This window comes from Microbacterium sp. 71-23, from assembly GCF_001897265.1.
GTDB lineage: Bacteria > Actinomycetota > Actinomycetes > Actinomycetales > Microbacteriaceae > Microbacterium > Microbacterium ginsengisoli.
On sequence record NZ_MKSL01000012.1, the window covers coordinates 168673 to 187794 of the forward strand.

Annotated in this window: 20 protein-coding genes; 14 read left to right on the forward strand and 6 right to left on the reverse strand. The window is 71.9% G+C overall.

The genetic code is table 11. The annotated features are described in order from the left end of the window. Positions 1–13 precede the first annotated feature (13 nt). On the forward strand, positions 14–661 hold the full coding sequence (locus BGO15_RS05090; protein ID WP_286747462.1) for a TetR family transcriptional regulator: 648 nt from the start codon (positions 14–16) through the stop codon (positions 659–661). Positions 662–745: 84 nt separating this feature from the next. Continuing rightward, positions 746–1363 carry a vitamin K epoxide reductase family protein gene (locus tag BGO15_RS05095; protein ID WP_048808996.1) on the forward strand — a complete coding sequence of 206 codons (618 nt, stop codon included), beginning with the start codon at positions 746–748 and terminating at the stop codon, positions 1361–1363. 12 nt (positions 1364–1375) lie between these two features. Here BGO15_RS05095 and BGO15_RS05100 read toward each other — a convergent pair whose 3' ends face one another. Further along, positions 1376–2362 carry an o-succinylbenzoate synthase gene (locus tag BGO15_RS05100; RefSeq protein WP_056207728.1) on the reverse strand — a complete coding sequence of 329 codons (987 nt, stop codon included), beginning with the start codon at positions 2360–2362 and terminating at the stop codon, positions 1376–1378. Positions 2363–2416: 54 nt separating this feature from the next. Between BGO15_RS05100 and BGO15_RS05105 the strand changes: the two genes are divergently transcribed. From BGO15_RS05105 to BGO15_RS05125, 5 genes are all read left to right on the forward strand, one after another. Beyond that, complete coding sequence (locus BGO15_RS05105) at positions 2417–3337, forward strand: undecaprenyl-diphosphate phosphatase (protein WP_056207726.1); 921 nt, start codon at positions 2417–2419, stop codon at positions 3335–3337. 72 nt (positions 3338–3409) lie between these two features. Continuing rightward, complete coding sequence (locus tag BGO15_RS05110; RefSeq protein ID WP_056519335.1) at positions 3410–4201, forward strand: LLM class F420-dependent oxidoreductase; 792 nt, start codon at positions 3410–3412, stop codon at positions 4199–4201. Positions 4202–4208: 7 nt separating this feature from the next. Beyond that, on the forward strand, positions 4209–5108 hold the full coding sequence (locus BGO15_RS05115) for a 1,4-dihydroxy-2-naphthoyl-CoA synthase (protein WP_056207720.1): 900 nt from the start codon (positions 4209–4211) through the stop codon (positions 5106–5108). A gap of 1 nt (position 5109) precedes the next feature. Then, entirely contained in the window at positions 5110–6303 is a 1194-nt protein-coding gene (locus BGO15_RS05120; protein ID WP_056519338.1) for an AMP-binding protein, read from the forward strand. A 25-nt stretch (positions 6304–6328) separates the two neighbouring features. Continuing rightward, positions 6329–7300, forward strand: coding sequence for a 1,4-dihydroxy-2-naphthoate polyprenyltransferase (locus tag BGO15_RS05125; RefSeq protein ID WP_045247757.1), 972 nt, complete (start codon positions 6329–6331; stop codon positions 7298–7300). Positions 7301–7333: 33 nt separating this feature from the next. On the opposite strand, the gene BGO15_RS05130 is transcribed toward BGO15_RS05125, so the two are convergent. After that, positions 7334–7648 carry a DUF4229 domain-containing protein gene (locus BGO15_RS05130; RefSeq protein ID WP_045247758.1) on the reverse strand — a complete coding sequence of 105 codons (315 nt, stop codon included), beginning with the start codon at positions 7646–7648 and terminating at the stop codon, positions 7334–7336. Between the two features lie 105 nt (positions 7649–7753). Here BGO15_RS05130 and BGO15_RS05135 point away from each other — a divergent pair, with 105 nt between their 5' ends. Both BGO15_RS05135 and menD read left to right on the forward strand, forming a co-directional pair. Further along, on the forward strand, positions 7754–8119 hold the full coding sequence (locus BGO15_RS05135; RefSeq protein ID WP_045247759.1) for a PLDc N-terminal domain-containing protein: 366 nt from the start codon (positions 7754–7756) through the stop codon (positions 8117–8119). After that, the gene (gene menD, locus BGO15_RS05140; protein ID WP_082486346.1) at positions 8010–9899 is read left to right on the forward strand and encodes a 2-succinyl-5-enolpyruvyl-6-hydroxy-3-cyclohexene-1-carboxylic-acid synthase; all 1890 of its coding nucleotides are present in this window, start codon (positions 8010–8012) and stop codon (positions 9897–9899) included. Before BGO15_RS05135 ends, menD begins: the two co-directional genes overlap by 110 nt. An 18-nt stretch (positions 9900–9917) precedes the next feature. Here the strand turns inward: menD and BGO15_RS05145 are convergent, their stop codons facing one another. Beyond that, on the reverse strand, positions 9918–11204 hold the full coding sequence (locus tag BGO15_RS05145) for an isochorismate synthase (RefSeq protein WP_416361451.1): 1287 nt from the start codon (positions 11202–11204) through the stop codon (positions 9918–9920). Between the two features lie 48 nt (positions 11205–11252). On the opposite strand from BGO15_RS05145, the gene BGO15_RS05150 reads away from it, so the two are divergent. The 4 genes from BGO15_RS05150 (at position 11253) to BGO15_RS05165 (ending at position 15754) form a co-directional block, all read left to right on the forward strand. Next, a complete protein-coding gene (locus tag BGO15_RS05150) occupies positions 11253–11972 on the forward strand; it encodes a demethylmenaquinone methyltransferase (protein ID WP_268768741.1) in 720 nt (239 codons plus the stop codon). An 87-nt stretch (positions 11973–12059) separates the two neighbouring features. Next, positions 12060–13121 carry a polyprenyl synthetase family protein gene (locus BGO15_RS05155; protein ID WP_056207712.1) on the forward strand — a complete coding sequence of 354 codons (1062 nt, stop codon included), beginning with the start codon at positions 12060–12062 and terminating at the stop codon, positions 13119–13121. A gap of 63 nt (positions 13122–13184) precedes the next feature. Next, on the forward strand, positions 13185–14558 hold the full coding sequence (locus tag BGO15_RS05160; RefSeq protein WP_056207709.1) for an FAD-dependent oxidoreductase: 1374 nt from the start codon (positions 13185–13187) through the stop codon (positions 14556–14558). Beyond that, positions 14555–15754: a multidrug effflux MFS transporter gene (locus tag BGO15_RS05165; protein ID WP_056207705.1), complete on the forward strand. Its 1200-nt coding sequence runs from the start codon at positions 14555–14557 to the stop codon at positions 15752–15754. Before BGO15_RS05160 ends, BGO15_RS05165 begins: the two co-directional genes overlap by 4 nt. Before the next feature lie 34 nt (positions 15755–15788). Here BGO15_RS05165 and BGO15_RS05170 read toward each other — a convergent pair whose 3' ends face one another. The 3 genes from BGO15_RS05170 to BGO15_RS05180 all read right to left on the reverse strand — a co-directional run bounded on the left by BGO15_RS05170 (position 15789) and on the right by BGO15_RS05180 (position 17971). Continuing rightward, complete coding sequence (locus tag BGO15_RS05170; RefSeq protein WP_056207702.1) at positions 15789–16220, reverse strand: MarR family winged helix-turn-helix transcriptional regulator; 432 nt, start codon at positions 16218–16220, stop codon at positions 15789–15791. Then, complete coding sequence (locus BGO15_RS05175) at positions 16213–16635, reverse strand: SRPBCC family protein (protein ID WP_056207701.1); 423 nt, start codon at positions 16633–16635, stop codon at positions 16213–16215. Before BGO15_RS05175 ends, BGO15_RS05170 begins: the two co-directional genes overlap by 8 nt. Positions 16636–16747: 112 nt before the next feature. Next, complete coding sequence (locus BGO15_RS05180; protein ID WP_235557435.1) at positions 16748–17971, reverse strand: low temperature requirement protein A; 1224 nt, start codon at positions 17969–17971, stop codon at positions 16748–16750. Positions 17972–18052: 81 nt separating this feature from the next. Between BGO15_RS05180 and BGO15_RS05185 the strand changes: the two genes are divergently transcribed. Beyond that, complete coding sequence (locus tag BGO15_RS05185; RefSeq protein ID WP_056207697.1) at positions 18053–19057, forward strand: alpha/beta hydrolase; 1005 nt, start codon at positions 18053–18055, stop codon at positions 19055–19057. Positions 19058–19122: the final 65 nt, after the last annotated feature.

Consider the following 19122-nt stretch of genomic DNA (forward strand, 5'->3'; position numbering starts at 1 on the left):
ACCTGAACGGCGGATGAGCGCACGGAGAGGTGGTGCGTCGCTGATGCCGACGACGCGCAGTCGCGAGAACACCCGAGCCCGCCTGGTCGAGGCGGCCTCCGAGGTGTTCGCAGAAGTCGGCTTCGACGGGGCATCCGTCGAGGCGATCTGCGAGCGCGCGGGTTTCACCCGCGGAGCCTTCTACTCCAACTTCGAGTCGAAGGAGGATCTCTTCTTCGAACTCGCCCGGCAGGTCTCCGACACCAAGCTCGCCCGCGTCGCGGACCGCGTGTCCGAGATGGCCGCCGCCGAGGTGCCCCGCAGCACTGCGGAGATCGTGCGCTTCGTGCTCGACATCGCCACCGACGACCGTCTCGGCGTGCTGCTCATGAGTGAGATCCGCACGAACGCGATGCGCGACGAGCGCCTGGCCCGTGCCTATCTCGCCTGGGACGGCGCGATGGCCGCCCGGGTCGCGCAGATCATCGCCGAGATCCGGCGCACGTCGCGTCTCGCGCTACGCGTCCCCGACGACGAGGCCGCCCGGATGCTCGTGAACACGTGGGAGGATGCCGCGGTGCACGCGGCGATCGCGCGCCTGTCGCCGAAGCGGGCCGAGCAGCAGTGCGCCGAGCGCATCGCGGCTCTGGCGTCGTTGCTGGTCGAGTCGCCCGCAGGCTGAGCCGCCGCCGTGTCGAGCCGTCGGATCCCTGTGGATCCGCGCCGGTGCGACCCCGTCGTGCGCCGGTCGCGATAGCCTCGCGAGGTGACCTCGCCGACGCCGACCGCCGCCGCAGCCCCCGCATCCCGCATCCCGCTCGCCCTCCCGATCCTGTTGATCGTCGGGGGCCTGGCGGGTCTCATCGCGGCGTTCAACCTGACGCTCGACGATCTGGCGCTGCTGAAGAACCCCGACGCGGCGCTCTCGTGCTCGGTCAACGCGTTCATCCAGTGCGGCAAGAACATCCAGTCGCCGCAGGGCAACGTGTTCGGGTTCCCGAACCCGATCCTCGGTCTCATGATGTTCCCCGCACCGATCGCGGTCGGGGTGGGGCTTCTGGCCCGGGCGCGCTTCGCCGCCTGGTTCTGGTGGCTGTTCCTGGCCGGCATGACCTTCGCGATGGGCTTCGTGCTCTGGCTCGCGTCCGAGAGCATCTTCTCGCTGCACACGCTGTGCCCGTGGTGCGCCCTGGTCTACCTCGCGGTGACTCCCATGTGGTTCGCCACCGTGCTGCATGTGTTCCGCGAGGGCTATGCGGGCACGGCGCTCGCGAAGGTCGGCCGCGTGCTGACCCCGTGGATCCCGCTTCTCACGATCCTCGTGTACCTCGCCATCTTCGGCACCGCCCAGCTGCAGCTCGGTCTGCTGCAGTCGCTGCTCTGAGCCGCGCCTCGCTCAGCCGGCGATCAGCGCGTGGCAGCGGGCGAGGCGTGACATCCACCAGTCGCGTCGGTCGTCGGATGCCTCGTGCCGCGCCAGCAGCGCCGCGTCGGGCTGCACGCGGCGCACGGCGATGACACCGCCTTCGGGGCGCAGCGGCTGCGCTGTGACGTCGGCGAGGAAGAGCGACGAGGTGCCGAGCCCGCAGTCGTAGTCGAGCTCGGGGAGCGCGGCAGCGAGGGCGAGTCCCATGCCGAGCCCGACCGAGGTGTCGAGCGCGCTCGAGACCACCGCCGGCAGCCCCGCCGCGGCCACGACCTCCAGTGCCCGGGAGAGACCGCCGAGCGGCGCCGCCTTGACGACGAGGATGTCGGCCGCCCCCGCGCGGGCCACGGCGAGGGGATCCTCGGCCTTGCGCACGCTCTCGTCGGCGGCGATCGGCACGTCGAGGTCGTGCATGCGGGCGCGGATGTCGGCGAGCTCGTCGACCCGCGCGCACGGCTGCTCGACGTATTCGAGGTCGTACGGCTCCAGCGCGCGGATGGCGTGCTCTGCCTCGTCGACGTTCCATCCGCCGTTCGCGTCGAGGCGCACGCGTCCCTCCGGGCCGAGCGCCCGTCGCACCGCCGCGACGCGGGCGACGTCGTCGGCGAGAGACTTCCCGCGCTCGGCGACCTTCACCTTCGCGGTGCGGCAGCCGTCGAAGCGGGCCAGCACCACGGGCACCTCGTCCGCCGCGACCGCCGGCACGGTCGCGTTCACCGGGATCTCGTCGCGGCGGGCGGCGGGCTGCGGCATCCACGCGAAATCGATCGCCGCACGCAGCCAGACGGATGCCTCGTCGTCGTCGTACTCGGCGAAGGGGGCGAACTCCGACCAGCCCTGCGGCCCCTCGAACAGCAGCGCCTCGCGCACGGTCACGCCCCGGAAGCGGGTCGCCATCGGCAGTGCGACGACCCGCGCGGTGGCGGCGATGTCGGCGAGCGACGGGGTGTCTGGCATCGGGCGTTCCGTTTCCTTAGCGTCATCCATGAGCGGGTGTGCGATCATGCCCGCGTGGATCTGACCTATTTGCAGGCCGTCGTCATCGGACTCCTCCAGGGAGTGACCGAACTCTTCCCGATCTCCAGCCTCGGGCATTCCATTCTCGTCCCCGCGTGGATCGGCGGCGAGTGGCAGTCCCTCGTCACCCAGGGCGACTCGTCGGGGCACACCCCGTTCCTCGCGTTCGTCGTGGCGTTGCACGTTGCGACGGCGCTCGCGCTCATCGTCTTCTACTGGCGGGACTGGGTCGCGGTGATCCGCGGGTTCTTCTGGTCGCTGCGCCACCGCAGTCTCGGCCGCAGCGAGGCGCGTCTGGCGTGGCTGCTCATCATCGGAACGATCCCGGTGGGCGTCATCGGCCTGCTGCTCGAGAAGCCGCTGCGTGTGCTCTTCTCGACCCCGCTCGTGGCCGCCGTCTTCCTGACCCTGAACGGCCTCGTGCTGCTGACGGCCGAGCTGCTGCGTCGCCGTCAGACGATCCTCGCCGGGCGGGCCGCCCGTGCCGCCGGGTCGCGTGCGGAGGCCCGCGGCGTCGCCGCCCGCCGCATCGACGACCTGTCCCTCGGCGAGGGAGCCCTGATCGGCACCACCCAGGCGCTCGCCCTGCTGCCCGGCATCTCCCGCTCGGGTGTGACGATCTCGGCCGGACTCCTGCGCCGCCTCGACCACGAGAGCGCCGCACGGTTCGCGTTCATGCTCGCCACGCCCGTCATCCTCGCCGCCGGGGTTCTGAAGGTCCCCGACCTGCTGCAGCCCGACGCCCGCGGCATCATGGGCCAGGTCATAGTCGGCTCGATCTGCGCATTCGTCGCGGCCTTCGCCGCGGTGGCGTTCCTGTCGCGCTACTTCCACACGCGCACGCTGTACCCGTTCGTGATCTACTGCGTCGTGGTCGGGGTCGCCAGCATCATCCGCTTCGGCTTCTTCGGCTGAGCACCGCCCGCCGCCGCCCAGGCCGGCCGCGAGGGCGGCGGCGTCGGGCGGGGCAGGAATAGGCTGGATGCCATGCTCCTCGACACCCCGGTCCGTCTCGGCATCCAGATCCGTCCCCAGCACGTCTCGTACGAAGACATCCGTCGTGCGGTCCTCACCCTTGAAGACCTCGGCGTCGACATCCTCTTCAACTGGGACCACTTCTACCCGCTCTCGGGCGACCCCGAGGGCCGCCACTTCGAGTCGTGGACGATGCTCGCGGCGTGGGCCGAGCAGACGGAGAAGGTCGAATTCGGCGCCCTCGTGAACTGCAACAGCTACCGCAACGCCGACCTGCAGGCCGACATGGCCCGCACGGTCGACCACATCTCGGCCAAGGGCGGCGAGGGGCGATTCATCTTCGGCACGGGCTCGGGCTGGTTCGAGCGCGACTACGACGAGTACGGCTACGAGTTCGGCACCCCCGGCACCCGCCTCACCGCGCTCGCCGAGGCTCTGCCGCGCATCGAGGCGCGCTGGGAGAAGCTGGTGCCGGTGCCGACCCGAAAGATCCCGGTGCTCATCGGCGGCAAGGGCGAGCAGAAGACACTGCGCATCGTCGCCCGTCACGCCGACATCTGGCACAGCTTCGTCACCCCCGAGGAGCTCGCGCACAAGATCTCGGTCATCGACGAGTGGGCGGCGAAGGACGGCACGGACGTGTCGAACCTGGTCGTCTCGAACGAGCTGCAGCGCCGCACGACCGACGACGCCGACGCGCTCTATGACGCCGGCGTGCGCCTGTTCACGCTCGGCTTCGACGGACCCGACTGGGACTTCGACGTCGTGCGCTGCTGGCTGCAGTGGCGCGACGGCAAGAACTGAGCCGCGCATGATCTCGCCGCTGTTCGATGAGTCCGAGTGGGCGGATGCCCCGGGGGCGGCGTCGTACACCGACATCACCGCCCACGTCAGCCGTGACGGGCGCATCGCCCGCATCGCGTTCGACCGACCCGAGGTGCGCAACGCGTTCCGTCCGCACACGGTCGACGAGCTCTACCGGGCGCTGGACATCGCGCGTCAGGACCCGCGCATCGGCGTGGTGCTGCTGACCGGCAACGGGCCGAGCCCGAAGGACGGCGGGTGGGCGTTCTGCTCGGGCGGCGACCAGCGCATCCGCGGTCGCGACGGCTACAAATACAGCGAGGACGAGGCCGCAGTGCACGACCCGGCCCGCGCCGGGCGGCTGCACATCCTCGAGGTGCAGCGGCTCATCCGCTTCATGCCGAAGCCCGTGATCGCGGTCGTCCCCGGATGGGCGGCCGGTGGCGGGCACTCGCTCTACGTCGTGTGCGATCTGGCGATCGCCTCGCGTGAGCACGCCCGGTTCAAGCAGACCGACGCCGACGTGGGCTCGTTCGACGCGGGGTACGGCTCGGCGTACTTCGCGCGCCAGGTGGGTCAGAAGGTGGCGCGGGAGATCTTCTTCCTGGCGGAGGAATACTCCGCAGAGCGGGCGTACGAGATCGGGGCGATCAACCGTGTCGTCGCGCACGAGGACCTCGAGCGCGAGGCGGTGGCGATGGCACGCACGATCCTCGGCAAGTCGCCCACGGCGATCCGCATGCTGAAGTACGCGTTCAACGCGGTCGACGACGGGCTCGTCGGCCAGCAGCTGTTCGCGGGCGAGGCGACGCGTCTCGCCTACGGCACCGATGAGGCCGTCGAGGGCCGCGACGCATTCCTCGAGAAGCGCGACCCCGACTGGTCGCCGTATCCCTGGCACTTCTGAGATGACGGATGTCGCGGCCCTGACCCGTGCGCTGCGCGCCGCGCTCGACGGGTCGGGGTCCGCGCTGCGTCTCGGCGGCGAGCCGGTGGCTGCGGCGCCGGCCGCGCGGCCGCAGGAGAACGCGCGAGAACAGGACGTTGCCCGCGAAGGCTCCCTGTCCTCGCGCGACGACCTGTTGCCGGGCGCGGCGGCGGTCATCACGACGTCGGGGTCGACGGGGCATCCGAAGTCGGTCGTGCTGTCGGCCGATGCCCTGCTCGCGTCGGCGCGCGCAACCGTGGGGCTGCTCGGCGCCGGGCGCTGGCTGCTCGCGCTGACCCCCACCTACGTCGCCGGCCTGCAGGTGCTGGTGCGCTCGGTCGTCAGCGGCACCGAGCCGGTCGTGCTGCCATCGATTGCGCACGGCGGACGGTTCGCGGCATCCGATGTCATCGAGGCCACCGACGCCCTCGGCCCGGGGCCCCGCTACACGGCCCTGGTGCCGACCCAGTTGAGCGACCTGCTCGACGCGGATGCCGCCGCCGCCCGAGCGCTCGCGAGCTTCGACGCCGTGCTGATCGGCGGTCAAGCGCTCGCCCCCGCGCTCGCCGAACGGGCCGCGGCGGCGGGGGTGCGCATCGTGCGCACCTACGGGTCGAGCGAGACCGCCGGCGGATGCGTCTACGACGGAGCGCCGCTCGACGGCGTGCGGCTGCGCGTCGAAGCGGGCGAGGTGCAGGTGGCGGGGCCGACGCTCGCCGACGGCTACCTGGGTGATCCGGCACTCACCGCGGCGGTGTTCCCGGTCGACGCCGACGGGGTGCGCTGGTATCGCACGGGCGACGCCGGCAGCGTCGACGACGGGATGCTGCGCATCACCGGCCGTATCGACAACGTGATCGTCTCGGGCGGGGTGAACGTCTCGCTCGACCGGGTGGAGCGGGCGGTGCGCACGGTGCCCGCGCTCGTCGCCGCGGTCGTCGTCGGGGTTCCGGACGCGCGGTGGGGCGAGGCATCCGCCATCGTCGTCGCGGGGGACGTCGACGAGGCCGCCGCTCTCGCCGCGGCCCGCGCGCGCGTCGAGGCCGAGGTGGGCGGCGCAGCCCGCCCCGCGCACCTGCTGACCGTCGCCGAGATGCCGTTGCTCGCCTCAGGGAAGCCCGACCGGCGTGCGCTCGCCGCGCACGCACGCGCCGCCCTCTCGGCGGGCACATGAGCGCGCGCCCCTAGGATTGCTCCCCGTGGCAGGCAACACCAAGAAGCGGCGCTCGGCGCCCGCGCGCAAGACGCACCCCCGAGGCAATCCGCAGCGCTCCGGCTCGCCCGTGACCGCGCCGCGTCGCGCGGGTGTGCGCGACTGGATCGCCGCCGCGCGTCTGCGCACCCTGCCGCTCGCGATCGCCCCCGTGCTCATCGGCACCGGCGCCGCGCACGTGATCGACCCGAACCTTCACTGGGTGCTGGCACTCGGATGCCTCGCGGTCGCGGTCTTCCTGCAGATCGGCGTGAACTACGCGAACGACTACAGCGACGGCATCCGCGGCACCGACGACTACCGGGTGGGCCCGGGCCGGCTCACCGGCTCCCGCAAGGCCGCCCCGAAGGCGGTCCTCGCTGTCGCCCTGGCGTTCTTCGCGCTCGCGGGCATCGTCGGAGTCGTGCTCACGGTGCGCACCCAGCACTGGTGGCTGCTGATCGTCGGCGCGGTGTGCGTCGCGGCGGCGTGGTTCTACACCGGCGGCAAGCGTCCCTACGGCTACAACGCCCTCGGCGAGGTGTTCGTCTTCGTCTTCTTCGGGCTGGTCGCCACGGCCGGAACGACCTTCATCCAGGTCGGCGTCGTGCCGCAGGAAGCCTGGTTCGGCGGGGTCGCAGCGGGTCTGCTCGCCTGTGCCGTGCTGCTCGCGAACAACCTGCGCGACATCCCCCAGGATCGTGAGGCCGGCAAGCGCACCCTGAGCGTGCTGATCGGCGCGCGCGGCACACAGGTGCTGTACACGGTGTTCGTCGTCGTGGCGCTGCTGATCGCCTGCTTCCTCGGGTTCTTCTACCCGATCGCGTGGCTCGCGCTGATGTCGCTGCTGCTGCTCGGTCCGGCGCTGCTCATCGTGTGGATGTACGGCAAGCCGCAGGAGCTCGTGATCGCCCTCAGTCTCACGTCGCTCGGAGCCCTCGCCTACGGCGCACTGCTGTTCTGGGCGTTCTCGGCCTGAACCGCGGCATCCGCTCCGGCCGGTGGGTGACGCTCAGCGCGCGTCGTCGTCGCCGAAGTAGGCGTCTGCCGCCTCGTCCTCGTCGAACTCGTTGCGGCGCACGCGGTCGCCGCTGCGCGCGGCGCGCCGACGCTCGCGGTTGTCGGCGAGGGTCGTGGTGACCTCGTCGAGGGGGCGTCGCAGGAAGATCACCGAGATGCTCAGTCCGATCAGTGCGGCGAAGATCGCGGCGAGCCAGACGAACTGCTGGAAGATCGGGAGCAGCATCATGAGGCCGAACGGCACGGCGAATGCGAGCAGACGCAGCACCGAGTAGAGCACGGCCGAGCGCACGGGATGGGCGGACATCCCTCCATCGTAGGTCGGCCGGTGACGTGTCGCCTGAACGAGCGGATGCGTCATCCCGCCGTCCTCCCCAGGCCTCTCCCCGGCGGGCGCGCCTAGGATGAGGGCATGCGGCTCGTGCTGATCGTTGCAGTGCTCGCGGTCGTGTTCTGGATCTACAGCGTCATCGACGGCGCTGTGCAACCGGCCGACCGGCACCGCGGCGTGTCCAAGCCCGTGTGGATCCTCATCCTGCTGCTCCTGCCGGTCATCGGCGGGGTGCTCTGGTTCACCATCGGCCGCTCGCGGCTTCGTTCCGCCGGACGGCCCGCCCCCGACGACGACCCCGCGTTCCTCGGGTCGCTCGCGGATCTCTCCGACCAGGATGAGCGCATCCGCCGGCTGGAAGAGGAGTTGGCACGCCTCGACGCGGAGGACGCCGACCCCGACCTCCCTCCCCGTACGACCGACGACGACGAGAAGCGCAAGGGCTGACCGCGTGACCGATCGATCTCCGGCGACGGATGCCGCCGCGGCCCTGCTGGGCGCGCTCGTCGCGCAGGGGGTGCGGCATCTCGTCGTCAGCCCCGGCTCGCGCTCCCAGGCCCTCGCCCTCGCCGCCGCGGAGCTCGACCGCCGCGGACTCGCCCAGCTGCACGTGCGCATCGATGAGCGCGTCGCGGGCTTCACGGCGCTCGGCATCGGCCGCGAGTCCGGTGTGCCCGCCGCCGTCATCTGCACCTCGGGCACCGCGGTCGCGAACCTGCTGCCTGCCGCCCTCGAAGCGCACCACGCCGGTGTGCCGCTGCTGCTGCTCACCGCAGATCGCCCGCCCGAGCTGCGCGGCGTGGGCGCGAACCAGACCACCCGCCAGCCGGGACTCTTCGCGCTCGCCGCGCGCCACGAGACCGATCTTCCGGTGCCCGAGGAGACCGACCCCGACGGCACCGCCGAGCAGACCGCGATGCTGCGCGCCGTGGCCGCCCAGGCCGTCGAGGAGGCCATCGGTGCCGGCACCCGCGCCGCCGGCCCGGTGCACCTGAACCTGCCGTACCGCGAGCCGCTCGCCGGGCCCCTCCCGGCCTGGTTCGCGGCCGAGGCTGCGGCCGTTCCCGTTCCCGCCGCCCCCGCCGAGGAGGGCGAAGAGGAGTCGTTCGGCGCGCTCTACCAGGGCGGCGGCGGCATCGGCGAGGCGGATGTCGCGACCGACCCCGAGCCCCTGCCGCACCTGCTCGTGCGGGGTCCGCGCACCGTGGTGATCGCCGGATCCGACGCCGGGCCCGACGCCGAGCAGCTCGCCCACCTGGGCGGCTGGCCGCTCGTCGCCGAGATCGTCTCCGGTGCCCGATTCGGCCGGCAGCTCGTGCACGGCTATCGCGAACTGCTCCGCGATCCCGCGCTCGGCGGAGCCGTCGAGCGGGCGGTGGTGCTGGGGCATCCGACTCTCAGCCGCGAGGTCACCGCCCTGCTCTCGCGTGCCGACGTCGAGGTTGTCGCGCTGCGCGGCCCCGGCGAGCCGCTCAACCTCAACGGTGAGAGCCTCGCCGTCGACGCGCTCGCCGTCGAACCCGGCGACACCGACCGCGAGTGGCTCGGTGCATGGCTGCGGGCGTCGCGCGAGGCATCCGTCGATCTCACCCCGCCCGCGCCCGACGCCGATGCGCTCGCGTCCGCCGAGCCCCAGCGCCGCCTCGGTGCGATCGACGCCGAGCTCGCGGTCGCGCGGAAGCGGGTCGATCGCACGCTGCTCGTCGATGCCGTCTGGCGCGCGACCTGGCCGCACGACCGACTCGTGTTCGGATCGTCGCGGCTCGTTCGGGTCGCCGACCAGGTGCTCGGCGGCAAGAAGGTGCGGGTGCACGCCAACCGTGGGCTCGCGGGTATCGACGGCACGATCGCGACCGCCCTCGGCGTCGCCGCCGCCTCGCAGGCGGACGGGCGACCGGGCGTCACCCGGGTGCTCCTCGGCGACCTCGCGCTGCTGCACGACGTCGGCGCGCTGCTGGCCGCGCCCGGCGAGCCGGAACCGCGCATCCAGGTGATCGTCGGCAACGACGGCGGCGGCACGATCTTCGACGGGCTCGAGGTGGCCCAGATCGCAGGCCCCGAGGCGATGGATCGCGTGCAGTACACGCCGCAGACCGTGCGCCTCGAACAGCTCGCCCTCGCCTACGGCTGGGAGTACCACCGCGTCACGACACGGTCCGCGCTCGATCAGGTGCTCACATCGCCGTCGGGCGGACGTCAGCTCATCGAGGTGCCTCTCGAGCGCTGAGCGCGCCGCGGCATCCGCTCAGGCGAGCGCGTCGACGATCGGGCGGAACTTCACCCGGGTCTCGAGCAACTCCGCCTCGGGGTCGCTCGAGGCGACGATGCCGGCGCCCGCGAACGCCGTCACCGGGATGTCGTCGCGATCCTCGGCCGTGGGAGACGACGACTCTGCGCCGAACTGCGCGCAGCGCAGCGCGATCGCCCACTCGCCGTCGCCGTCGCCGTCGATCCAGCCGACCGGACCGGCGTAGCGTCCGCGGTCGAACGGCTCGAGCTCGCGGATCGTCGCGAGGGCCGACGCCGTCGGGGTGCCGGCGACCGCGGCGGTGGGGTGCAGCACCGCGACGAGATCCAGAGCGGATGCCTCGTGCCCCAGGTCGCCCTCGACGTCGGTCGCGAGGTGCCACACGTTGGGCAGCTTCAGGGTGAAGGGCGTCTCGGCGGCGGTCACCGCGCGCGTGTGACCGGCGAGCGCGTCGAGCACGCTCTGCACGGCGAAGCGGTGCTCGTCGAGATCCTTCTGGCTGGTCGCGAGAGCGACGGCGGCCGCGGCATCCCGATCGGCATCGGCGCCGCGCGCGGCGGTGCCGGCGAGCACCCGGGCGGTGAGGGTGCCGTCGTGCACGGTGACGAGGGTCTCGGGGCTCGCGCCGATGAGGCCGCCGACGGCGAAGGTCCACGTGTCGGGGTAGCCGCTCTGCAGGGCGCGCACGAGCCGGCGCAGGTCGGCGCCCGCCGGCACCGACCCCACGAGGTCGCGGGCCAGCACCACCTTCTCGAGCTCGCCGCGGCCGATGCGGGCCACCGCCTCGGCGACGGCGCGGGTGTAGTCCTCGGGGCTCTGCGCGCCGGGTCCGAGCGTGGCCGACCAGTACGGGCCGTACGGGATCGGGGCGACATCCTCGCCCTGATCGGATGCCTCCTCCCTCGTGATGCGCGTGATCCAGGTCTTCCCGCCGGTGCGGCCGACGACGACGGACGGAACCACCAGTCGCGACGTCGCACCCGAACGGGAGCGCGCCTCGGCGTGCTCGTCGAACGCGAGAGAGCCGAAGGCGAGGAGGCCCGTGCCGGGGGCGTGCACCTTGTCGTCGACGGACGCGGCATCCGCGATCGCGCGCCACGTCGACGCGAGCCGGGTCGCGGCCTCCGCGGATGCCTCGAGGGTGATCAGCGGGCGACCGATCCCGACGAATCCGTCGCCGCGCCGCGACCACACCAGCGGTGTGTGCGGGTCCGCCAGAGCCAGCAGATCCTCGTGCGCGATGGTCTCCCGGGTGACCGCCACCAGTCGGGGGGGAGCGGGCAGGGTCACCCGTCCAGCCTAGGCCTCGCCCGGCCCGCCTAGACTCGACGGGTGACCGCCGCCGACGAGCCCAACCGCGCCGACCTGGGCAAGGATCCCGCCCGTGTGAGCGGCATGTTCGATCAGGTGGCCGCGGCCTACGACCGCACCAACACGCTGCTGAGCCTCGGCAACGATCGCCTCTGGCGCATCGCGATGACCCGCGCCGTCGCGCCGCAGCCGGGGGAGCGGGTGCTCGACCTTGCGGCGGGCACAGGAGCATCGAGCGTCGCACTCGCCCGCAGCGGCGCCGAGGTCGTCGCCGCGGACTTCTCGCCCGGCATGATCGCCGAGGGCGCGCGGCGGCACGGCGGCATCCCGAATCTCTCCTTCGTCGAAGCCGACGCCATGGCGCTGCCGTTCGATGACGCATCGTTCGACGTCGTCACCATCTCGTTCGGGCTGCGCAACGTCGCCGAGCCCAAGGTCGCCCTCGCCGAGCTGCTGCGGGTCACCAAGCCCGGCGGCCGCCTCGTGATCTGCGAGTTCTCCCAGCCGCAGAATCCGGTTTTCGCGGCGCTCTACCGTTTCTACAACGACCGCGTGCTGCCCACCGTCGCCCGCTGGGTGAGTTCGAACGCCGATGCGTACGACTACCTCAACGAGTCGATCAAGGCCTGGCCCGCCCAGCGCGCGCTCGCCGCATGGGTGCGCGAGGCCGGCTGGACCGATGTCGCCTACCGCGACCTCACCTTCGGCATCGTCGCGCTCCACCGTGCGGTGAAGGCCTGATCGGCGCACCTGGGCATCGGCTACGAGGCGTTCTCGACCGACGGGATCGGCGGCCACCGGTGGAGTGAGCGCCGGTAGGCTGTCTGCGTGACTCCGACCTCGTCCGCGCCCGGTCTGCCCCTGGCAGGTCACCTCAGCGTGACGGAGCGGGTGTTCGCGGGGCCGGCCTCCCGTCGCCTGTGGAAGACGGTCGAAGCGGGTCTCGCGCAGGTCGAGGCCCAGCTGGCGACCGAGATCGCGTTCACCGATCGGCTCGCCGACGTCACCAGCCGCTACCTCTACCAGGCCGGCGGCAAGCGGGTGCGGCCGATGCTGACGCTGCTCACCGCGCAGCTCGGCGACGGCGCGACACAGCCGGTCATCGAGGGTGCCGCCGCCCTCGAGCTCACCCACCTCGGCTCCCTCTACCACGACGACGTCATGGACGGTGCGGACGTGCGCCGCGGCGTTCCGGCCGCCCATGCCGTGTGGGGCAACAGCATCGCCATCCTCACCGGCGACCTGCTCTTCTCCCGCGCCAGCCAGATCATGGCCCGCCACGGCGATGCCGCCATCCAGCTGCAGGCCGACACGTTCGAACGACTCGTGCTCGGCCAGTTGCACGAGACCGTGGGTGCGTCCGACGACGACGACCCGGTGGAGTTCTACCTGCAGGTGCTCGCCGACAAGACCGGCTCACTCATCGCGGCATCCGCGAAGGCCGGAATCACGTTCGGCAACGGCCCCGAGGAGTACGCCGAGCCGCTGCAGGTCTTCGGCGACAAGGCGGGCGTCGCGTTCCAGTTGCTCGATGACGTCATCGACCTCTCGGCCGACGCCGACGAGACCGGCAAGGTGCCCGGCACCGACCTGCGCGCGGGCGTTCCGACCATGCCCTACCTGCTGCTCGGCGCCGACACCGACGCCGCCTCGGTCGACCTGCGCGCCCGCATCGACGAGGGCGTCGCCCGCATCGCCGACGGCGCCGACCCGGCGATCCTCGACGAGCCGCTCACCCGGCTGCGCGAGCACCCCGCGACCCTCCGCACGCTCGAGCTCGCCCGTCAGTGGGCGTCTGACGCGGTCGCCGCCCTGGCGCCGCTCCCCGCCGGGCCCGTGCGCGAGGGCCTCACGCGGTTCGCCGACGCGGTCGTCGACCGCAGCAGCTGACCCCCCGACGCCCGGCCGCGCCGCGGCATCCGACTGCGTCGCGCCCCACGAAAGGACACCCCCATGACCAAGCTCCGGCTGGCCATCGTCGGTGCCGGTCCCGCAGGGATCTACGCCGCCGACATCCTCCTGAAGGAACAGCGGCCCTTCGACGTCTCGATCGATCTGTTCGAGCACCTGCCGGCTCCCTACGGACTCGTGCGTTACGGCGTGGCCCCCGACCACCCGCGCATCAAGGGCGTCATCACGGCGCTGCGCGAGGTGCTCGACCGCGGTGACATCCGCATCTTCGGCAACGTGCGCTACGGCGTCGACATCACCCTCGAGGACCTGAAGAAGCACTACAACGCGGTCATCTTCGCGACCGGAGCGATCCGTGACGCCGACCTCGACATCCCCGGGATCGACGCTCAGGGCTCGTACGGCGCGGCCGATTTCGTGAGCTGGTTCGACGGGCACCCCGACGTGCCGCGCACCTGGCCGCTCGAGGCGGCATCCGTCGCTGTCGTCGGCGTCGGCAACGTCGCGCTCGACGTGTCGCGCATTCTCGCGAAGCACGCGATCGACCTGCTGCCGACCGAGGTGCCGGGCAACGTCTACGAGATCCTCGAGGCGAGCCCCGTCACCGACGTGCACGTGTTCGGCCGCCGCGGCCCGGCGCAGGTGAAGTTCACCCCGCTCGAGCTGCGCGAGCTCGGTGAGCTGCGCGACGTCGACATGGTCGTCTACGACGAGGACTTCGACTACGACGAGGCCTCCCTCGCGGCGATCGCGAGCAACAAGCAGGTCAAGGTCATCGACCGCGTGCTGCAGGAGTGGCGCACGCGTCCGGCGGCGAACGGTGCTGCCGGGCCCGCCTCGCGCCGCCTGCACCTGCACTTCTGGGCGAAGCCTGTCGAGGTCACGACGGATGCCGCGGGCCGGGTCGCGTCCCTCGTCTACGAGCGCACCCGTCCCGACGGGCAGGGCGGGGTCGTCGGGACCGGCGAGCTGCGCGAGGTGCCGATCGGGCAGCTCTACCGCGCTGTCGGCTACTTCGGCTCGCCGCTGCCGGGGGTGCCGTTCGACGACCGGCACGGGGTCATCCCGAACCACGAGGGTCAGGTTCTCGAGCCCGACTCGAACGAGATCGTTCCGGGCGTCTATGCGACCGGGTGGATCAAGCGCGGGCCGGTGGGGCTCATCGGCCACACTAAGTCCGACGCGATGGAGACCGTGCGCCACCTCGTGGGCGACCAGGCGTCGTGGTGGCAGCCCGAGGACCCGTCCGACGAGGCGATCCCCGCGCTCCTCGCTGAGCGCGGTGTGCGCTGGACCGACCTCGAGGGCTGGCACCGCCTCGACGAGCACGAGATCGCCCTCGGGGCTCCGCACGAGCGCGCACGCATCAAGGTCGTTCCGCGCGACGAGATGATCAGCATCTCCCGCGGCGAATGACCGCGGCACGGCGACCCACCCCCGGGCTGCTCGCGGCACTCGGGTTCATCACGGCGGTCGGCCCGTTCGCGGTCGACATGTACCTTCCGTCGTTCACGCAGATCGGCACCGATCTCGCCGCTCCCGCCTCGAGCGTGCAGCTGACCCTCACCGCGTTCCTCATCGGCATCGGCGTGGGTCAGCTGATCCTCGGACCTCTGTCCGACCGGTTCGGCAGGCGCCCCGTGTTGGTCATCGCGCTGGCGGTGTTCGCGGCATCCGGTGTCGCGATGGCGTTCACGCCGACCGTCGAGGTGTTCATCGCGTTGCGCCTGGTGCAGGGTCTGACGGGAGCCGCGGGCATGATGCTCGCCCGCGCGATCGCCGTGGACCTCAGCGAGGGCGAGACGGCGGTGCGGGCGCTGAGCCTCATCGCGATGCTCGTCGGGCTCGGGCCGCTCATCGCACCCCCCATCGGCGGCGCGGTCGCGGCGATCGCCGGCTGGCGCGGGGTGCTCGGGGTGCTCGCCGCGATCTCGGTCGCGATGTTCGTGCTCGCCGTGGCGGTGGTGCCGGAGTCGCTGCCGCCCGAGAAGCGACACGCAGGAGGGGTGGCGGGCGCGTTCGCGCGGTATGGCACGCTGCTGCGTGACGGCGGCGTGCGCGGCTATGTGACGGTGTTCGCGTTCGGCTTCGCCGCGATGATGGCCTACATCTCCGCCTCGCCGTTCGTCGGCCAGACCGTGCTGCGCATGCCGCCCCTCGTGTATGCGTTCGGGTTCGCGGCGGGAGCGGCGGGCATCGTGCTCTCGAACCTCGTCAACGCGCGGGTCGCGCCGAGAGTCGGCGTGAGACGGATGCTGCTGGTCGGCGTCGCGCTCTCCGTCGTCGCCTCGGTCGCGCTGGCGGTGCTCGCGCTCACGGGGGCGCTGCAGCCGGCGACGTTCATCCTGTGCGCGTTCGTGCTGACTTCGGCGACGGGTCTCATCATGTCGAACGCGAGTGCGCTCGCTCTCGCCCGCGCGGCTGCGGCGCGGGGCGCGGGAGCGGCCCTGCTCGGGTCGAGCCAGTTCCTCGTCGGGGCGATCGCCTCCCCGCTCGTCGGCCTGTGGGGCGAGGACACGGCGGTGCCGATGGCGCTCGTCGCGCTCGTCGCATCGGCGGTGGCGGCGGTCGTCGTGCTGCTCACCCGTCCGCGGCCGCTGCCGGCCGCCTAGGCGGAGCCGCCCGCGGCGGAGCGGGTACCGTGGCTCACCGGTTGAGCGCTGTCAGCACCGCCATCAGTGCAGATCGGTCGCCGGCCGACTCGAAGAACAGGCGGTCGGCCTCCTCGACCACCTGAACCGCCCGGAGCGCGAGGGCCACGCCGTCGTCGGTGACGTCGATGATGTGCGCACGGGCGTCATCGGGGTCGGTCGTGCGCACCAGCAGATTCTTCTCCGCGAGCGCTCGGATGACCTGCGACGTCATCATGGCGTCGGTGTTCGCATGCTCGGCGATCCGTCGTTGATTCGGCCGTTCCCCGGCCACCCGGGTCAGCCACCAGGCGCTGGCGAGAAGCACGAACTGCACGTGTGTGAGGCCCAGCGGCTTGAGCGTGGACGTGATGACCCGCTGCCAACTCAGCGTCGCTCGCCACAGGAGGAGTCCGGGGCTCTCGCGCGGCTCGAGCGAGTCAGCCACGCGGGCGCTTCGCGTGTGCGCCGAGCGCGGCGATGACGTCGGCGAAGTCCTCGCTCACGCCCGCGCCGACCTCGGCCGACACCTCGTCAGGCCCCTCCACCGTGCAGCGATAGGTCACCCGGCTTCCGGTTCCCCACGCCTCGATCTCGTGGCGGACACGCACCGTCACCCCGGCATCGGGCACGGGTGTGAGGTCCTCGTATCCACGCTCCGCCTCGACCCACGTGAGCTCGAAGGGCAGCTCGCTCCCGTCGGGGAACACCATCACCGCGGTCGTGCCCGCCGCGAACGGGTCGTCGATGCGCACGGCTGCGACGCCGTCGTTCCATTCGGACCACCGCGCCGGGTCGGCCATGATCGCGAACACCGCCGACGGCGTCGCGTCGCACTCGCCCGTGAACTCTCGTACCCACATGTCGAACTCCCTCAATTCAGTATGCGCACATACTAATTCGACGGCGGGTCGATGTCCACATCGTCAGCGACGTGATGGTCGCCGAACCGCGACGACTCGGGCGCGACTCGGGCTATTCGGCGACGGGACGAGCGGATGCCGCGGCCGATCGCCCTGCGGTGAGCTCCTCGCCGACCACCACGACCCAGGGTGCCGCGGCGACGAGCAGGATCGAGAGCGCGAACGATGTGCCGATCTCGGCCAGGACGACGGCGGTGGCGAGCACGACGAGAGCGAGCGTCAGAGCCACCGCGTGTGCGCGCCGCACGCGGCGTGTGAGCGTTGCGGCGACCGCGAGATAGGTCGCGAGGAACACGGCGACCGCGATCGCGACGACCTGCACGGCGACCGCGAAGTCGACGTGCGCCTGCCCCTCGACCACGTAGGCGCCGACATGGAGTCCCGCCCCCGCCGCGGCGACCGCCGCGAAGACGAGCATGTGCAGGTAGCCGAACACGAAGCCGCCGCCGGGGCCATGCTCGAGCATGTGGCCGAACGGCACCGCGAAGTAGGCCCACCACATGCCGAAGGTGAGGATCACGCCGGCCGCGACGAGAACGATGGCGTCGCCCGACCAGCCGCTGTCGGCGATGATCGGCTGCACCGCGGTCACCGTGCCGAGCACGCCTTCGCCGAGGGCGATGAGCACGAGCAGGCCGTAGCGCTCCGCGATGTGGTGCGGATGCCAGGGGGTCGGACGCCGCCGCTCGGCGAGCAGCGGACCCCCGAGCTCGATGAGGTAGAGCACGGCCGCGAACGCCAGGGTGGGGCCGAGTTCGAGATGCAGCACGGCGGTGGCTACCCACCCGATCTGTGCGATCGCGATGAACGTCGCATAGGTCAGCGCCGTTCGGCGGTGCGCGGGCGACTGGGCTGCGAGGCGCAGCCATTGGGCGAGCATGGCGACGCGCATGATCACGTAGCCGGCGACGACCACCGCGTTGTCGATGCCGTGGCCGCCCTCCAGCGAGTGGAACACGTCGGAGAGGCCGAGGGCGAGGACCAGCACGCCCGCCATCTGCACCATCGTCGTGAGGCGGTACACCCAGTCGTCGGTGTCGAACGCCGAGGCGAACCACGAGAAGTTGATCCAGGCCCAGATGATCGCGAACATCCCGAAGGCGAATCCGCCGAGCCCGACGGCGAGACGTCCTTCCGCGATCTCGTGCGCCATCTGGGATCCGGCGATGCCGAACGCGACGACGAACGTCAGGTCGAAGAGGAGTTCGAGTGGGGTCGCTGCGCGGCCGTGCTCGCGGGGGTTCCGGCCGAGCATGCGGCGCATGCGTGCGGTCACGGATCCTGCGGCGACGTGCGGGGGAGTGTTCATCGTCACGGGGATCATCTTGCCGGTCCGGGGCGGTCGTAGGCTGGCGGCATGACGGTCGGGTGGGGCGCCGACATCCTCGGCGACGGATTCATGCAGCTCAGCCTGCCCCTCGGGGAGGACTCCGAGGGTGCGGTGGTCGCCACCCTGGTGCGTGCGGTGCCTGAGCGGGGGCCGGCGTCGTGGTTCGCCGCAAGGCCGCTCGGAGACGTCGATGTGCTCTACGTGCACGGGTGGTCGGACTACTTCTTCCAGACGAGGCTCGCCCGATTCTGGACCTCCCGTGGCGCCCGCTTCTTCGCCCTGGATCTTCGCAAGTACGGACGCAGCCTCCGGCCCGGGCAGACCCCCGGGTACGTGACCGACCTCACGACCTACGACGAGGACATCGCCGCAGCCCTCGGCGCCATGGGTCGCGACGGCGAGGGGCGGCATCCGCATCGCCGGCTCGTGCTGCTCGGGCATTCGACCGGCGGGCTGACCCTGAGCCTGTGGGCCGACCGGCATCCGCGGGCGGCGGCAGCCGTGATCCTGAACAGTCCGTGGCTCGAGTTCCAGCTGCCCGGGCGTCGGCGCAGTGCGCTCGCCCCGGTCGTCGGCATCGGGGCCCGGATGCGTCCGTACGAGACCGTGCCGCAGGTGGATCTCGGCTTCTACACACGGGCGCAGCGCGAGGTGGCCGACCCGACCGATCCGGTGTCGATCGATCTCGACTGGCGTCCCGAGCAGACGATGGCCGTGCACACCGGGTGGCTGAACGCGATTCTCGCGGGGCACGCGCGCGTCGAGGCGGGGCTGCGCATCGACGCGCCAGTGTGCGTGCTGCTGTCGGCGCGCAGCGCCGTGCCCACCCGGTGGAGCGAGGAGCTCACCCGTGCCGACAGCGTGCTCGTGGTCGACGACATCGCCCGCGCGGCGGTGCAGCTCGGCTCGTCGGTGACGGTCGAGCGCATCGAGGGTGCGTTGCACGACGTCTTCCTGTCGCGCCACGATGCCCGCGAGGAGGCGTACGCGCGTCTCGCGCGCTGGGCCGACGGGGTGCTCGCGCGAGGGTAGGCGGCGTCGCTCGAGGGCGTTGGGCCGTGTGCGCTCGACTTACGCGGCGAGGCGGGTCGGCACCG

Excerpts from the sequence above, each read along its gene's own strand:
- BGO15_RS05090 (WP_286747462.1), top strand. The coding sequence starts at position 14 with ATGAGCGCACGGAGAGGTGGTGCGTCGCTGATGCCGACGACGCGCAGT.
- BGO15_RS05100 (WP_056207728.1), bottom strand. The coding sequence starts at position 2,362 with ATGCCAGACACCCCGTCGCTCGCCGACATCGCCGCCACCGCGCGGGTC.
- BGO15_RS05110 (WP_056519335.1), top strand. The coding sequence starts at position 3,410 with ATGCTCCTCGACACCCCGGTCCGTCTCGGCATCCAGATCCGTCCCCAG.
- BGO15_RS05115 (WP_056207720.1), top strand. The coding sequence starts at position 4,209 with ATGATCTCGCCGCTGTTCGATGAGTCCGAGTGGGCGGATGCCCCGGGG.
- BGO15_RS05120 (WP_056519338.1), top strand. The coding sequence starts at position 5,110 with ATGACGGATGTCGCGGCCCTGACCCGTGCGCTGCGCGCCGCGCTCGAC.
- BGO15_RS05130 (WP_045247758.1), bottom strand. The coding sequence starts at position 7,648 with ATGTCCGCCCATCCCGTGCGCTCGGCCGTGCTCTACTCGGTGCTGCGT.
- BGO15_RS05135 (WP_045247759.1), top strand. The coding sequence starts at position 7,754 with ATGCGGCTCGTGCTGATCGTTGCAGTGCTCGCGGTCGTGTTCTGGATC.
- menD (WP_082486346.1), top strand. The coding sequence starts at position 8,010 with ATGAGCGCATCCGCCGGCTGGAAGAGGAGTTGGCACGCCTCGACGCGG.
- BGO15_RS05160 (WP_056207709.1), top strand. The coding sequence starts at position 13,185 with ATGACCAAGCTCCGGCTGGCCATCGTCGGTGCCGGTCCCGCAGGGATC.
- BGO15_RS05165 (WP_056207705.1), top strand. The coding sequence starts at position 14,555 with ATGACCGCGGCACGGCGACCCACCCCCGGGCTGCTCGCGGCACTCGGG.
- BGO15_RS05175 (WP_056207701.1), bottom strand. The coding sequence starts at position 16,635 with ATGTGGGTACGAGAGTTCACGGGCGAGTGCGACGCGACGCCGTCGGCG.
- BGO15_RS05185 (WP_056207697.1), top strand. The coding sequence starts at position 18,053 with ATGACGGTCGGGTGGGGCGCCGACATCCTCGGCGACGGATTCATGCAG.